Source organism: Streptomyces sp. AB3(2024) (assembly GCF_041862025.1).
Lineage (GTDB): Bacteria > Actinomycetota > Actinomycetes > Streptomycetales > Streptomycetaceae > Streptomyces.
Genome location: NZ_JBGWAB010000012.1, coordinates 39986 through 54018, shown reverse-complemented (window position 1 = coordinate 54018; position 14033 = coordinate 39986). Strand labels below are relative to the sequence as shown.

Here is a 14033-nt window from a genome sequence, read left to right as displayed (position 1 = left end):
GGAAGCTGATGGCCCTCGCCCGGGAAGTCGCCCTTCCGGGCGGCACGCGGATCTTCGAGGAGGGGGAGAAGGCCGACCGCTTCTGGGTCATCCGCTCGGGCACGGTCGCGCTCGATGTCCACATGCCCGGCCGGGGGCGAGCGGTCGTCGAGACCATCGGTGCGGGCAGCCTGCTCGGCTGGTCATGGCTGTGCCCGCCGCGGCAGTGGCACCTCGCGGCCGAGACCCGGGACCCCGTCCGCGCCTGGGAATTCGATGCCGCCGCGGTCCAGGACCTGTGCGCCGAGGACACGGCGCTGGGCCTGTCGCTGGTCACCGTCGTCGCCGAGACCATCGGCGACCGGCTTCGAGCCACCCGCACCCGGCTGCTCGACCTGTACGGACCGCAGGGGAGCGGGCCGGTGCCATGACCCTCACGCCCCTCTCCTACCGTGTAGTGGACCGCCGCGACGAGACGCACGACACGGTCACGCTCGTACTGGAACCCGCCGCGGATGCCCTGAAGCCCTTCGCACCCGGCCAGTTCGCCATGCTGTACGCGTTCGGTGTCGGCGAGATCCCGGTGTCCGTGTCCCGGATCACGGACGGGCACCGGCTCACGCACACGGTCCGCGCCGTCGGGGCCGTCTCCCGCGCACTGTGCGGCCTGCGGACCGGCGGGTGGGTCGGCGTGCGCGGCCCCTTCGGCACTGCCTGGGACTCGGCCGCCGCTCACGGCAACGACCTGCTCGTCATCGCCGGAGGCATCGGGCTCGCTCCGCTCCGTCCCCTCGTCGACGCGGTCTTGGCCGAGCCCCGGGCGTTCGGGCGCTTGAACGTCCTCGCGGGCGCCCGGACCCCCGCCGATCTGCTGTACGGGGACGAGTTCCCCGCCTGGGGAAAACCGTTCGGCGCCGTCACGGTCGACCGGCCTTCCGGCGGCTGGACCGGCCGGGTCGGCGTCGTCACCACGCTGCTCCACGAGGCCCGGTTCACACCGTCGGAGACGGTCGCCTTCGTCTGCGGTCCCGAGGTGATGATGCGCGCGACCGCACGGGCGCTGATCCACCAGGGGGTACGCCCCGACCGCATCCGGGTCTCCCTCGAACGCAACATGCGCTGTGCCACCGGCCACTGCGGACACTGCCAGCTCGGATCCCTGCTGCTCTGCCGCGACGGCCCGGTCGTCGGCTACGACCAGGCCGAGCCCCTGCTCACCGTCCGGGAACTGTGAGATGAGCGCCCCCACCACACGCCAGCCTCCTGCCCGTCCCCGCCTCGGCGTGTTCAAGTTCGCCTCCTGTGACGGCTGCCAGCTCACCCTCCTCGACTGCGAGGACGAACTGCTCGGCATCGCCGCCGAACTGGAGATCGCCCACTTCCTGGAGGCGTCCAGCGAAGCCGCGCCCGGCCCGTACGACCTCGTCCTCGTCGAAGGGTCGGTCAGCACACCTGAGCACGTGGAGCGCATCCGGCGCATCCGCGCCGAAGCCCGCCACCTCGTCACCATCGGTGCCTGCGCCACGGCGGGCGGCGTGCAGGCGCTGCGCAACTACGCCGATGTCGAGGGGTACCTGGCGACCGTCTACGCCCGCCCCGACTACATCGAGACCCTCGCGACCTCCACGCCGGTCTCGGCCCACGTACCCGTCGACTTCGAACTGCGCGGCTGTCCCATCGACCGCGGTCAGCTCGTGGAGGTCATCACCGCGTTCCTCGCCGGACGCAAGCCTGCCATCCCGAACCACAGCGTCTGCTTCGCCTGCAAGCGGCGCGGCAACGTCTGCGTCACTGTCGCCCACGGCACACCCTGCCTCGGCCCCGTCACCCACGCGGGCTGCGGGGCCCTGTGCCCGACCTACGGGCGCGGCTGCTATGGCTGCTTCGGGCCGGCCGGAACCACGAACCTTCCCGCGCTGGTCCCGCTCATGCAGCGTGACGGGATGAGCGAGGAGGACATCGGCAGGTTCCTGCACACCTTCAACGTGACCGCCTTCACCGCCGTGGAGGAGCAGGAGCAGCCCGGCACGACCGACGCGGATGGCCTCGGATGAGCGATCCCACGCCCCGGACCCAGGAGCTTCGCATCTCCTCGCTCGCCCGTGTCGAGGGCGAGACCGCGCTGCACCTGAGGATCCACGACCGCACCGTCGTCGAGGCGCGGCTCAAGATCTACGAGCCACCGCGGTTCTTCGAAGCCTTCCTCCGGGGTAGAGCACACACGGAGCCACCCGACCTCACCTCCCGCATCTGCGGGATCTGTCCCGTCGCCTACCAGATGAGTGCCTGTCGTGCCATCGAGGACGCGTGCGGCGTTGTCGTCGACGGACAACTGGCCGCCATTCGCCGCCTGCTGTACTGCGGCGAATGGATCGAGAGCCAGACGCTGCACATCCACATGCTGCACGCACCGGACTTCCTCGGCGAGGACGACGTGATCGGTCTGTCCCGCTCCTATCCGGAGCACGTCAAGCGAGGACTGCGCCTGAAGCAGACCGGCAACGTCGTGGTCGAACTGCTCGGGGGCCGGGCCATCCACCCTGTCAACGTCCGGATCGGCGGCTTCCACCGCGCTCCGACCCGCGCCGAACTCCGACCCCTGGAAGAACGGCTGCGCACCGCCCTCGACGACGCCTGGGACACGGTGCGCTGGGTCGCCGGCTTCGAATTCCCGGACGCCGCGTGCGACGCCGACCTGCTCGCCCTCGCCGAGACCGGCACCTACGCCATCGAGTCCGGCGTGCCCACCGTGCTCCCGTACGACGCGACGCTCCCGCCGTACAGCTTTCCCCTGCGGGACTTCACCGAGCACGTGGCCGAGGAGCAGGTCTCCCACTCCACCGCCCTCCACTCCCGGCTGGACGGCCGAAGGCATCTCACCGGCTCCCTCGCCCGCTGGGCGGTCAGCGGCCACCTGCTGTCCCCGCTGGCCCTGCAAGCGGCACGGGAGGCCGGACTGGGTGACCCCCCGTCGCGCGCGGGTGCCGGGCGGGGAGAGGTCTGCCGGAACCCGTACCGAAGCATCCTCGTCCGGGCGGTGGAAGTCCTGTACGCGGTGGAGGAGGCCCTGAGGATCATCACGGAGTACGAACGTCCGGCCCGCCCGTACGTGGAGGTGCCGGCCCGGGCCGGCCCCCGCCACGGTGCCACGGAGGCGCCACGCGGCCTGCTCTACCACCGCTACGCGTTCGACGACGGGGGGCGTGTCACGGACGCCCGCATCGTGCCACCGACCGCCCAGAACCAGGGCGCCATCGAGGAGGACCTGCGTCGGCTGGTCCAAGCCGGCCTCGATCGGGGCGAGGGCTCCGAGGCCGAGCTCACCCGGCTGTGCGAGCGGGCCGTCCGCAACCACGACCCGTGCATCTCGTGTTCGGCCCACTTCCTGGAACTGGACATCGAGCGAACCCACTGATCACGCTCTGGAAGAACGGCCTCCTGCGCGCTGCGGGGAGGCTTCGAGTGCTGCTCGGATGACATGCGGCCGTGTGCTCGGCGCGTTGGCACAGGTGGTTCGTCGAGTACCGCTTACGGTCGCTGCACGGCTACCGGCGCGAGCGCGGGGACGACAGGGCTCTGGGCCGCCGGATGGACACCTCACCGCCATTCCAGTCATCTACCAGACGGAGCAGTCGGCATGGAGCCAGTCGTCACCGTGGGCCTCGACGGCTCACCCGAGAGCCTTGCCGCCGCCCGTTGGGCGGCTGACGAAGCCGCCCGCCGCAAACTCACGCTGCGGCTGCTGCACGCGTGGCCCCTCCTGGCGCCGGAACCGACCCATGTTCCCGCCGAGATGGATCAGAACTACTGGGCGAAGCGGATCGTGCACAACGCGAAGGCGGAGCTCCAAGCGCGCCACCCGGGCCTGACCATCGTCGGCAACCTGGTCGCCGAGGATGCACAGGAGGCGCTGCTGAAAGCGTCGGCGGAGTCCGAGATGACTGTGCTCGGTTCGCGAGGACTGGAGCCCGTCGAGAGTTATTTCCTGGGCGACATCAGCATGCCCGTCGTGGCACGGGCCGAACGGCCGGTGGTCCTGGTGCGCGCCGGGACGCGCGATGAGGGTCCGCCGTCCGCTCCGGGCGCCTCGGGCGGCGTGGTGGTGGCACTGAAACTGCACGGTCCGTGCAACGACCTGCTCGCGTTCTCCTTCGCTGCCGCAGCAGCCCGGGGCGTGCCCCTTCGGGCCGTCCATGGCCGGAGCGTTCCCCTCCACGCTCACGCTCCCTGGGGCACGGACCATGACGTGACCGAGAAGATGAGGCAGGAGGCGCAGAAGCTCCTGAGCGACGCCCTTCGCCCCTGGCGCGAGAAGTTTCCGAGTGTGGAGGTGGCCGACAGCATCGGTCTTGAAAGCCCCACCAAGGCCGTGGTGCGGGCCGCCAAGGGCGCAGGGCTCCTGGTCGTCGGCCGCCGCATGCATCGACCCGCCCTGGCACCCCCACTGGGTTCCGTGGCCACCGCCGCGATCCATCACGCGCGCTGCCCCGTCGCCGTCATTCCCCATGACTGAGTCGAGCCACCACGAGGAGCTGCCGGTGCCGGCGCACCGCACCGACGCGTCCGCGCTCCGGACCGGCACCGGCCTCGATGCTCCGCCGCTCCCGCGCGCAGAGGTGTGCGAGACGCACACCGCGGTCCTGTTCTTCGTCGGCGACCGCGCCTACAAGCTCAAGAAGCCGGTCGACCTGGGGTTCCTCGACTACACGACCACGGCGGCCCGGCGGATCGTCTGCGAACGGGAGATCGCCCTCAACCGTCGCTTTGCCCCTGACGTCTACCTGGGGCTGGGCGAATTTCGCGGACCGGACGCCGACACGCCAGAACCTCTCGTGGTGATGCGTCGTATGCCGGCGGAACGCCGCCTGTCCCTGCTCGTGAGTGAAGGCGCCGACGTCGACGACGCCCTGCGGTCCGTCGCGCGCCTGCTGGCGGCCCGTCACGCGGACGCGCCCCGCGGCCCGGACATCGACGAGCAGGGCAGGCGGGACGCGCTGTCCGCGCGCTGGGAAGCGAGCTTCACGCAGGTCAGGCAACTGACCGAAGACGGCCGGCTGCTCGACGGGGTGGAGGAGATCGAGCGCCTGGTGCGTCGCTACCTCACCGGCCGCGAGACACTGTTCGACGCCCGTATCGAGCAGGGACGGGTGGTCGACGGCCACGGCGACCTGCTCGCCCAGGACATCTTCTGCCTCGACGACGGCCCCCGCATCCTGGACTGCCTGGAATTCGACGACCGCCTCCGCTACGTCGACGGACTCGACGACGCGGCCTTCCTCGCAATGGACCTGGAGCAGACGGGTGCCCCCGAGGCCGCGGCGCTCTTCCTCGCCCAGTACGGCGAGTACTCCGGCGACCCTGCGCCGCCGTCCCTGTGGCACCACTACGTCGCCTACCGCGCGTTCGTCCGGGCCAAGGTGTCCCTGATCCAGGCAGCTCAAGGCGCCCGCGGCGCGAAGGCGGCAGCACGGCGACTGGTCACCACGACGCTGCGCCATCTGCGCACCTCCACCGTCGGCCTGACCCTCGTCGGCGGCCTCCCGGGCAGCGGGAAGTCCACGCTCTCCGGCGCACTGGCCGATCGTCTGGGCGTCACACTGCTCAGCAGCGACCGCCTGCGCAAGGAGCTGGCAGGCATCCCGGCGGAGGAATCCGCGGCCGCCGACTACGGCGAAGGGCTGTACACGCCCGAGTGGACCGCGAGGACCTACGCCGCCCTGCTCGACCGGGCGTCCGCGCTGCTGTCCCTGGGCGAGTCCGTCGTCGTCGACGCCACCTGGTCCGAGGCGGGACAGCGTGAGGCTGCCCTGCGCATGGCCGAACGCACCAGTGCCGACCTGGTGGCCCTGCACTGCCAGGTTCCGGGCGAGGTGTCGGCCGCACGCCTGACCACCCGCGCCCCCGGAGCATCCGACGCCACCCCTGAGGTGGCCAAGGCCATGGCAGCCACGGAGCCGCCGTGGGACGAGGCCGTCCCCATCGACACCGGCGGCCCTTTGAATGCCGCCGTCATCCAGGCGATGGCGGCCGTACGCCCGTACGGCTCCGGCCAGGCCCCGGTCTTCCGCCGCCCCTACATGGAGCCGGACTGAGCAGCGTGGCGAGCCTGTGTGCAGTCGCCCGCTCGCCGCAACGAACGTCCTGTTCCAAAGGGCCCGGGCGAGCCGGTGGTCCCAACACGAAGCCAGGGCGGCTGATCACGACGACCGGGTGAATCAGGGTCTCTCCGGCATGACGCACGTGCAGGGGGAGGTAGTGCGGCCTCTATTGCCGGTGCCGGCCCGGCCGGAGAGAAGAAGCGCGAAGCGGACGGCCGCGGTGATCGCTTCGCCCTGCGGCAGATCTGTCTCGCCCCCGGCAAGAGCAGGTGCCGAATGCCTCCGGTGGACCCGCCCCTTGGCATGGCGCACAGTGGCACGTGACGCCGTACACCCGCTGTCTTGATCACGGAGGCTTTGTCATCACCCAGAGCACCCCTTCCGAACAGGACCGTTTGTCCCTCGTCGAAGCACAGGTGCAGACGCTCGCCCAGGCAGTGCGGGCACTGGCCGAAGGGTTGGAGGCCAACCCCTCACAGGAGACAGAAGGATCGGCCCACGCGGCGCGCGGCGCACGGCTGGCTCATGAGCGTCTCCTGGCCCAGGGCCTGTAGTGCCACTGGGAGGACCGCATGGTGGAAGGCGACGAGGGGGGGTAGGAGACGTCCACTCCCTCCTCATCGGCACAGCCGCTCGAGGAGCCGCCCAGTGGGCTGCTCCGGGGCTTTCCGTGGATCAGTAGAGGCTGGCGACGATTCGATCGTTCATGATGGCTTCCCCATGCATGGGGGATGACCGGGATCCACTTGACGGGCCACGTTCACCGTGAGGAGGGGATGGTTTGACCGCGCCGACGTGCTGACCGGCCGTGGGATCCGGAGGTACTCGACACGGTCGTTGGCTCGCTCAGGCTGAGGGCGTGTCGTCGATGGCGTATCCGAGACGTGAGGTGACGGAGACCACGCCGTCCACGGTCCGGCAGAGGCGTTCGATGAGTGGGATGAGGCTTTTGTAGTCGACCGTTCCTTGCAGCTCGACCCGGCCGTCGGTGACGCCCACGGTGATGGCCGAGGGGCTCTGGCGCAGGCTGAGGTCGAGCACGTCACCCATGATCTCGTGACGGATGTCCTCGTCGTCCCGCAGGAAGATCCGTAGCAGGTCCCGTCGGCTGACGATTCCGATCAGTACGTCCGCGTCGTCCACGACCAGGAGCCGCTTGACTCCTTGTGCTTCCATCAACCGGGCGGCTTCGGCGACGGTCCAGTCCGGCCGGGCACACACGGGGGGCGAAGACATCAACTCCTCGGCGCGCGTACCCGCGGCCTTGTCCTCCTGCCAGGCCTCCCGTTCGGGAAGTGACCCGAAGTAGTCGCTTTGGCCGGCGGACTTCGGCAGCAGGTCCCGTTCCGAGATCACGCCGAGCGGACGGCCGGCAGAGTCGACGACCGGGACGGCCGACACCTTGTGCTCCGTCAGGGTGCGGGCGATGTCCTTGAACGGAGCGTTGTTGGGGACGGTGACGACCTCGCGGGTCATCAGCTCGCGGACTTCCCGATGCTTCATGCTCTTCTCCTACCGCTCTGTGGGCGTTCGAGCGCCGACCGACACGTCGTCCTGTGCGTAGTCGAGCCGGTTGACCACGTCGACGACGCCGTCGACGCTCTGGCACAGGCGCAGCACGATGGGGACCAGGCTGCGCCGGCTTACGGTGCCGCTGAGGGTCACCAGCCCGTCGGTGACCTCGACGGTCAACGACGACGGGTTGAGCCCGAGGGTGTGGGTCACCACGTCTTCGAGGATTTCCTCCTGGATCGCGTGGTCCCTGCGAAGGAAGAGCTGAAGCAGGTCACTACGGCTCAGGATGCCGATCAGTCGGCCGGCGGCGTCCACCACGGGCAGCCTCTTGACCTGCCGCCCCCGCATGACTCGCGCCGCGCGGACGACGCTCCATTCGGTCTGTGCGGTGACGGCGGGGCTGGTCATGAGATCGGCGGCCGTGTTCGTGCCGCTGCCGGAGCTGCGCTTGCGCAGCAGGTCGGCCTCGGAGACGACGCCCACGGGGCGTTCGGCCTCGTCCACCACGGGCACGGCGGAGATGTCGAACTCTTTGAGCAGCCTTGCGATTTCCTTGAACGGCGTGCCCCGTTGGACGCTGACGGCTGTCGGGGTCATCAGGTCGGCGACGCTGCGGTGCCTCATCGTCGGCCTCCTTCACGTGCGGACTTCGGCGTCGAGGCGCACGGCCGTGACGTCCACGACGCCCGGTACGGTGCGTGCGACACGCACCAGCACGTCCTTCAGGGCCGGGTCGGGGATGGAGCCGTCCAGGTGCACGATGCCGTCGGCCACATGCACCTGGACCATGGCCGAGCCGGCGGGGATGAGCTCTGCCATGATCAGTTCGCGGAGCTCCTCGGCGATGTCGGCGTCGGGGCGGAGGTAGATCTTGAGGAGGTCGCCCCGGCTGACCACGCCGACGAGGCGGCCGTCGTCGTCGACGACGGGGAGCCGCTTGAGGTGGCTGCGGGCCATCAGGCGGGCGGCGCCGGGGATGGTGGCGTTCTTGGTCGCGGTGACCGCCGGTATGGTCATCAGCTGCCCGGCTGTGACTGCGCGGGACTCGTCCGCGCCCTGGGCCTTGAGCAGCAGATCCGCTTCGGACACCACGCCGGCGACCCGACCTTCCTCCGACAGGACGGGCAGGGCGCTGATCCGCCACTGCCGCATGGCCTCCACGATGTCCTTGAACGGTGTTCTGCGGTCGACGGAGATGACGGCATGGGTCATCACGTCCTCGACGGTGTGCAGGTGCTTCATGATGCCTCCAGAGCGGCGTCCTGATACGTCCGAGCGTCGCCACCTGTGCCCGCCTGGCGGCAGGGCCGTCCAGGGGATCACTTCGGGCTGATCAGCCCGGTTCTCCAGGTGACGGGCGTACTTTCATGAAATTGACGAAAAGGGTCCCTGGGAGCATGCGGAGAAGCGGCTGGCGGCCGTGCACCGCACGATCGGGATCCGCGAGAAGCAGGCGGAACTCTTTCCGCCCTGTGTCGCGGGGGTCAATGCGTGGCATGGCGAGGGTCGGCAACTGGAGACAGGTCGTCGATCGCGTAGCCGAGGGCTTGGTCCACGCTGACGACCCCGTCGACCGACTGGCACAGTTGTTCGACAATCGGAATGGTTGACCGCTCCTGGACCTGGCCGCTCAGGGAGACGACCCCTTCGTTTACGGTCACGGCAACGCCTCCCGGGGTCATCCTGAGCGTCCGGCCCAGTACGTCGTCGACGATTTCATCGCGGATGGCGTCGTCGCGACGGAGCATGGGGCGCAGCAGGTCGGTGCGGCTAACGATGCCCACCAGGGCTCCGGTGTCGTCGACCACCGGCAGACGCTTGACACCTCGCTCGTGCAGGAAGCGGGCCGTCTCGACGATGCCCCACTCCGGCCGGGCGGTCAGGACGGGGGTGGACATCAGATCGCCGGCGGTCCGGGCGTCCATGGAGGCACGGTCCATGGGCGCCGTGGTGTGCATGGGGTCGCGCCCTTCGGTATCGGGCAGGCCGGCTTGCCTGCGGAGCAGGTCGGCTTCGGAGACGATGCCGATCGGGTGGAGACGGGTGTCCACGACGGGCAGGGCCGAGACCCCGTTGTCGTCAAGGCTCCGGGCGACCGTCTTGAGCGAGGCTTCGGGGCTCGCCGTGGCCACGTTCCGGGTCATGACGTCTGCGACAGTGCGATGAGACATGGTCCGATCTCCTTGTGAGTGGGGCCGTCAGTCGTGAGCGATGACCGCGACGGGCGCCGCGGAGTGGTGCAGGACCGCATGGGCCACGGACCCCAGATGCACGCCCAGGGGCGAGCGGCGCAGATGGCGACCCACAACCACCAGGTCTGCCCTAGCCGCGGCCTGAACGAGCCGTGGATCGCACGCAGGGCGCAGCCGCGACGGGCGGCTTCCTCGAAGGCGAAGGTCAAGACCATGTCCGCTGCTTCGTGGATGTCGATCCCCAGGATGATCTCCCCGTACCGGATGGGCCGGGCTTCTTCGCTCTTGTCCGACACGCGTACGAGCACCACAGGCGTCTCGGTGGATACCAGTGTCGACAAGCTCACCGAGCCGATGAGGAATCCGACCAGGCCTCCCACCCCGCGGGAGCCGAGTACGAGCAGCCTGGCGTTCACCGCCTCCGCGGCGAGGGCTGCCGCTGGCCTGCCTGAGAGACATCTCGTCGAGGTCTCCAGCCCGGGATACCGGCGTCGCACGTCTTCCAATGCGTCGGTGAGCGCCTCGGCGGCCCAACGGTCGGCTTCTTCGCTGCCCAGCCCCGGTACCGCGGGACTGATCAGCCAGTCGACAGCGTGGACGAGCCTCAGCGGCACTTCCCGCAAGGCCGCCTCCCGGGCGCCCCAACGGGCCGCAGCCCGGCTCTCGGGAGTGCCGTCGACACCGACGGTCACATGGTGCTTCATGGCGAGACCTCCTTGGGCGCCGCGGGACGGCGGCCCTCTTCCAGCGTCACCTGCGGCGCGGTGACCGAGGAGGGGCCGAGTGGCCCCATGTGGGACCGATCAGCCCCCCGCTACTCCCCGGAGGTGCGGTCCGCGCAGCCATCCAGGGTGTTCACCGCCGGATAGTCGGTCTCGGGCAGGGCGAGACCGGTGCGCTCGCTCAGCGCCTCGATGAAATTTGAGGGAGTCGAGCTGTCGGCAAACCGCCGTGCGCCGGCGCGCCCATACTCGGGAGGGGGAGTGATCCGTCGCGGGCATCGTTCTCCGCGGCCGGGACAAGGCGTGTGTGAGGGCGAAGGCACACGTTCAGGAGGGCGGCCCGGGTGGTTCCTCGAGGACGCTCCACGCGACGGGACCGAGTAGGTCCGCCACCCGCTGGAAGACGTCCATCAGCAGGTCATCCACGGTCAGCATGCCCACCACCTGGCTTCCGTCCAGCACGGGCAGGCGGCGGACCCCAGTTCTCCGGAAGGTCCGGTACGCCTCGTGGATGTCGTCGGTCGCATTCACGGTGACGACTGGGGATGTCATCACCGCATCCACCGGCTCGCCCATATCCAGGCCCCCGGCCAGCGCGCGCAAGGCCAGGTCACGGTCGGTGACGATACCCCGAAGCGCCCCACCTTCCGTGACCACCACGGAACCGATCCCGTACTCGCCCATCTGCCGGGCCACCTCACCGACCGGTGTCCGCGGAGGAATCGTCACTGCTGGTGCGCTCATTCGATCGGATACGTTCATCGTTCAGCTGCTCCCTGAAGCCTGCAGCCCGTGGGGCAGCAGGAGGTTGGAGTTCATGCTGCGGCTTCGGTGTCCACGGGCCGTTCTGACAGCCGCCCTTCCAGCATGCCGTCGGTCAGCTGCAGGTGCGATGGCCAAGGGGGTTGAGGAGCCGAACGGCGTCGTGGGACAGGACGCAGTACTCGCTGCGGCAGTAGGCGACGACTTCGGAGCTGGGCGGCAGTTCCGCCTGGCCCGACGTGGCAGCGGGGACCCGTCCGGGTGAGAGAACCACGGCTGATCGGCGGGTGTGCAAGCGGTCATGGCCCTGCTCTCCCGAAGCTGCCGCGAAGTGTAATGTAACTCAGCGTGTCATGAGGGCCTTGGCCTCGGACTTCCAGCGTCGCCACCCGGAGTTCTCCCGCTCGGACTGCGCCATCCCCTCGAAGCGCAGCGCGCGGCGTGAACGTTGAGTACGCGTATCCGCTTCGGAGGTCGTGGGTGGGGTGCTGCGCCGCCCGGGCCGGCCCGGGCGGCAAACCGACAGGCACTACCTCGATGCCAGCCCGTGTATCCGGCCGGGGGCGGTGCCGAAGCCACCCATGTGGCCGCAGGCTTTCACTGGTGGCCCGAGTTGACAGTCATCACCTCTCGTTTAGGCCGAATGGTCCCCTCAAGGGACCCGATGGTCTCAAGACCGTTCTCCAGGCCAGGCGCAGATTGGAGGAGTCCCTGTCGGGCGCTCGAGCCCAGGGCAGATGAATCGAGGAGGGGGGAACTTAGGCACAGCGTGTTCCCGGACCCTCAGAAAGGTCACTCGGAGTTCCGTGCTCTGTCACCACAACCAACCAGGAGGCGGCCGTGACGACCGCGCGAGAGATCATGCACGAGGGCGCGTCCTGCGCCCGCGAGGAGGAGACGCTCATGGACGCGGCACGCCGCATGAGCGAACTGGGAGTGGGAGCACTCCCGATCTGTGGGCCGGATGACCGGCTGCACGGCATCATCACCGACCGTGACATCGTGATCAAGTGCCTGGCCAAGGGCAAGGACCCGCACCACATGACGGCAGGCATGCTGGCCGAGGGCAAGCCGTTCACGGTCGCCGCGGACGCAGACAGCGGACAGGTCCTGCACATCATGCAAGAGCACCGTGTCCGACGACTGCCTGTCATCGAAGACCACCGGCTCGTCGGCATGATCAGCGAAGCCGACCTGGCACGCCATCTGTCAGAAGACCAGGTTGGGCACTTCGTCGAGGCCGTCTGCGCCGTCCCTTGAAGCCCTGTGAGGGCGGGTAAGGGATCTGGGGCCCGGCCGGGTATGCCATCGAGCTAAGCGGGCTGACCAAGATGTACGGGGCTGTGGTCGGTGTGGAGGGGCTGACGCTCAATGTGCGGGCCGGGGAGGTCTTCGGGTTTCCCGGGCCGAACGGGGCCGGCAAGACGACCACCTTGCGGTGCTTGACGGGGCTGCTGCGGCCGACTTCGGGCCGGGCGCTGATGCTGGGGCTGGACCCCATAGCTGATCACCGGCGGCTGGCCCCGGAGGTCGGATACCTGCCAGGTGAGCTACGGCTGTATCCGGAGCCCACGGGCGAGCAGACCCTGGATTTTCTCTCCGCCCTGCAGGGTGTGCCGTCGCGGCGCCGCGGGGAGCTGTGCGAGCGGCTGGGGCTCGACTCGGCGATCTTGCGGCGGACGGTGGGCGAGCACTCGCGGGGCATGAAGCAGAAGATCGGCCTCGTCAAGCGTTGCAGCACGATCCGCGGCTCGTGGTGCTGGACGAGCCCACCGAGGGACTGGATCCCTTGGTGCAGGAGACGTTCTTCGAGCTGATGAGGGAGGCCGCGGCCGGCGGCCGGACGGTGCTGCTGTCCAGCCATGTGCTGCCCGAGGTGCAACGGGCCTGCGGGCGCGTCGCGATCGTACGGGGCTGTGAACTCCCGATGGCCGTTGTTGTGGCTGGCGCTCCACCGGCGTCGGCGGATGCTGGTCGCCCTGGTGATCGGGATGGCCGTCTTCGAGGCACTGATCGTCGTCGTGGCGAACACGATTCCGCCGGGCCAGCTGTTCTCCGGGAGGGGGGGAAGGGGACGCCGTCGGCCTTCCGGGCGTTCAGCGGGTCCACCGGTGATGTGTCGATCGCGAGCTACCCGGGGCTGTTGGGGGCCGGCCTGGTGCATCCGTTCTGGATCGCCATGCAGCTGACGGCGATCGGTGCCCTTGCGGCTGCGGCCGTGGCCGCCGACGTGGAGTTGGGGACCATCGAGCTGCTCATCGTTCGCCCGGTGTCCCGCAACCGCCTTCTGGCCGAGCGTACGGTCGCGTTGGGGCTGGCCGCGCTGGCTCTGAACGCGGCCGCCACGCTGACGGTGGCGACGGGGGTGGCTCTGTCGCCGGACATCCATCGGGACGTGCCGCTCAGCGGAGTGTTCGCCGCCGGGGTGATGGGGTGCGGGTTTGCGTTGTGCCTGATGGGGCCGGCCCTGGCTGTATCTGCGTGGGGGCGCAGACGGGCCCAGGTGATCGGGGCGACCATCGCGATCGGGGCCGTGGGTTTCGCGGTGAACTTCATTGCCCTGGCGTGGTCGAAGGCGGCGCCGCTCCGCTTCACCAGCCCGTTCCACTACTGCACGCCGGGTGACGCACTTGCCCAGGGACACGTGCTGTGGCCGCAGTTGGGGGTACTCGTCGGCGTCGGAGTGCTGGGACTCGTTGCGGCACACGCCTTGCTGATGAGGCGGGATCTGTCCCCCTGAGGACTGTCCCGCGGATGATCACCGT

15 protein-coding genes and 1 pseudogene are annotated in these 14033 nt (G+C 69.5%); 9 read left to right on the top strand and 7 right to left on the bottom strand.

Features of this window, described 5'->3' with window-relative positions:
* Positions 1–8 precede the first annotated feature (8 nt).
* The 6 genes from ACEPPI_RS07995 to ACEPPI_RS07970 all read left to right on the top strand — a co-directional run bounded on the left by ACEPPI_RS07995 (position 9) and on the right by ACEPPI_RS07970 (position 6071).
* Positions 9–410: a cyclic nucleotide-binding domain-containing protein gene (locus tag ACEPPI_RS07995; RefSeq protein WP_373914558.1), complete on the top strand. Its 402-nt coding sequence runs from the start codon at positions 9–11 to the stop codon at positions 408–410.
* A complete protein-coding gene (locus ACEPPI_RS07990) occupies positions 407–1213 on the top strand; it encodes an FAD/NAD(P)-binding protein (RefSeq protein WP_373914510.1) in 807 nt (268 codons plus the stop codon). The genes ACEPPI_RS07995 and ACEPPI_RS07990 overlap by 4 nt, the downstream gene beginning before the upstream one ends.
* A gap of 1 nt (position 1214) precedes the next feature.
* A complete protein-coding gene (locus tag ACEPPI_RS07985) occupies positions 1215–2033 on the top strand; it encodes an oxidoreductase (protein WP_373914509.1) in 819 nt (272 codons plus the stop codon).
* Positions 2030–3394: a Ni/Fe hydrogenase subunit alpha gene (locus ACEPPI_RS07980; protein WP_373914508.1), complete on the top strand. Its 1365-nt coding sequence runs from the start codon at positions 2030–2032 to the stop codon at positions 3392–3394. Before ACEPPI_RS07985 ends, ACEPPI_RS07980 begins: the two co-directional genes overlap by 4 nt.
* A gap of 222 nt (positions 3395–3616) precedes the next feature.
* On the top strand, positions 3617–4492 hold the full coding sequence (locus tag ACEPPI_RS07975; protein ID WP_373914507.1) for a universal stress protein: 876 nt from the start codon (positions 3617–3619) through the stop codon (positions 4490–4492).
* A gap of 103 nt (positions 4493–4595) precedes the next feature.
* The gene (locus tag ACEPPI_RS07970; RefSeq protein ID WP_373914557.1) at positions 4596–6071 is read left to right on the top strand and encodes an AAA family ATPase; all 1476 of its coding nucleotides are present in this window, start codon (positions 4596–4598) and stop codon (positions 6069–6071) included.
* Between the two features lie 852 nt (positions 6072–6923).
* Here the strand turns inward: ACEPPI_RS07970 and ACEPPI_RS07965 are convergent.
* The 7 genes and pseudogenes from ACEPPI_RS07965 to ACEPPI_RS07935 form a co-directional block, all read right to left on the bottom strand.
* Entirely contained in the window at positions 6924–7580 is a 657-nt protein-coding gene (locus tag ACEPPI_RS07965) for a CBS domain-containing protein (protein WP_373914506.1), read from the bottom strand.
* Positions 7581–7589: 9 nt separating this feature from the next.
* A complete protein-coding gene (locus ACEPPI_RS07960) occupies positions 7590–8216 on the bottom strand; it encodes a CBS domain-containing protein (protein ID WP_373914505.1) in 627 nt (208 codons plus the stop codon).
* Between the two features lie 12 nt (positions 8217–8228).
* Positions 8229–8834, bottom strand: coding sequence for a CBS domain-containing protein (locus ACEPPI_RS07955; RefSeq protein ID WP_373914504.1), 606 nt, complete (start codon positions 8832–8834; stop codon positions 8229–8231).
* Between the two features lie 242 nt (positions 8835–9076).
* Positions 9077–9736 (bottom strand): CBS domain-containing protein, encoded by a 660-nt coding sequence (locus ACEPPI_RS07950; protein ID WP_373914503.1) that lies wholly within the window; start codon positions 9734–9736, stop codon positions 9077–9079.
* 54 nt (positions 9737–9790) lie between these two features.
* On the bottom strand, positions 9791–10243 hold the full coding sequence (locus tag ACEPPI_RS07945; RefSeq protein WP_373914556.1) for a universal stress protein: 453 nt from the start codon (positions 10241–10243) through the stop codon (positions 9791–9793).
* A pseudogene (locus ACEPPI_RS07940) lies at positions 10141–10488 on the bottom strand (universal stress protein); the annotation flags it as partial. The pseudogene ACEPPI_RS07940 and the gene ACEPPI_RS07945, both read right to left, overlap by 103 nt.
* A gap of 345 nt (positions 10489–10833) precedes the next feature.
* Entirely contained in the window at positions 10834–11268 is a 435-nt protein-coding gene (locus ACEPPI_RS07935) for a CBS domain-containing protein (RefSeq protein WP_373914502.1), read from the bottom strand.
* An 840-nt stretch (positions 11269–12108) separates the two neighbouring features.
* On the opposite strand from ACEPPI_RS07935, the gene ACEPPI_RS07930 reads away from it, so the two are divergent.
* The 3 genes from ACEPPI_RS07930 to ACEPPI_RS07920 all read left to right on the top strand — a co-directional run bounded on the left by ACEPPI_RS07930 (position 12109) and on the right by ACEPPI_RS07920 (position 14008).
* Positions 12109–12528, top strand: a complete 420-nt coding sequence (locus ACEPPI_RS07930) for a CBS domain-containing protein (protein ID WP_373914501.1) — start codon at positions 12109–12111, stop codon at positions 12526–12528.
* Positions 12529–12611: 83 nt separating this feature from the next.
* A complete protein-coding gene (locus ACEPPI_RS07925) occupies positions 12612–13085 on the top strand; it encodes an ATP-binding cassette domain-containing protein (protein ID WP_373914500.1) in 474 nt (157 codons plus the stop codon).
* Positions 13022–14008 (top strand): ABC transporter permease subunit, encoded by a 987-nt coding sequence (locus tag ACEPPI_RS07920; RefSeq protein ID WP_373914499.1) that lies wholly within the window; start codon positions 13022–13024, stop codon positions 14006–14008. Before ACEPPI_RS07925 ends, ACEPPI_RS07920 begins: the two co-directional genes overlap by 64 nt.
* The last annotated feature ends 25 nt before the right edge of the window (positions 14009–14033 follow it).